The 635-nt window shown below is 52.6% G+C and carries 1 protein-coding gene; it reads right to left on the reverse strand.

The window, feature by feature from the left end; all coding sequences use genetic code 11:
- Window positions 1-66 precede the first annotated feature (66 nt).
- Window positions 67-396 (reverse strand): four-helix bundle copper-binding protein, encoded by a 330-nt coding sequence (locus HZR81_RS23705; RefSeq protein WP_003283205.1) that lies wholly within the window; start codon window positions 394-396, stop codon window positions 67-69.
- Between the last annotated feature and the right edge of the window lie 239 nt (window positions 397-635).

Here is a 635-nt window from a genome sequence, read left to right on the forward strand (position 1 = left end):
TTTGATTCTGACTTTCCGGCTCTGGCACCACCAGCGTGGTTGTGCCAGAGCATTGAGTTATGGGTGTTACGCAACCATACGCTCACATTCCTCAGCGCAGTTCATGCACGCCTTTGCACACTCTTGGCAGTGATCCATCTGATGTTTCGCGCATTCCTCACCACATGCCCGGCAGATCTTTGCACAAAGGGAGCAGAACTCTTTTGCGTACTCACTTTCACGGCTCATCAGGGTGGCGGCCAACGCGCAGATGTCCGCGCAGTCACGGTCAAGCTCGATGCATCGAGCCATCATTTTCACGTCATCCTCGCGTAGGCAAGCAGCGGCGCACATTTCGCACACCAGGGCACAGTTCGAACAAGCTTGGATGCAGGAAGTGAACATTGAATTTGTCATTGCGTTCTCCAGGTTTCGATAGTTGTATTCGACGGTGGCCTACTCGCTGAATTGTCGCATCAGCGTCTTAGCAACCACAGAAAATACGACATGCCCTTGTCGCGCCCGGTTCGACCAACTTAATTACAATGCTGTAAGGTTCGCCTGGTGACGGATATTTATTCGGAAGGTCTGCAAGTGAGAGCCGCCAGAGTGTCAGCTGCTTGTTAGCCCGACTGCCTCGTTAACCTCTCTTTAGG

It is taken from the genome of Pseudomonas sp. LM13, from assembly GCF_041381355.1.
GTDB lineage: Bacteria > Pseudomonadota > Gammaproteobacteria > Pseudomonadales > Pseudomonadaceae > Stutzerimonas > Stutzerimonas frequens.

Coding starts and splice junctions, on each gene's coding strand:
- HZR81_RS23705 (WP_003283205.1), bottom strand. CDS start 396: ATGACAAATTCAATGTTCACTTCCTGCATCCAAGCTTGTTCGAACTGT.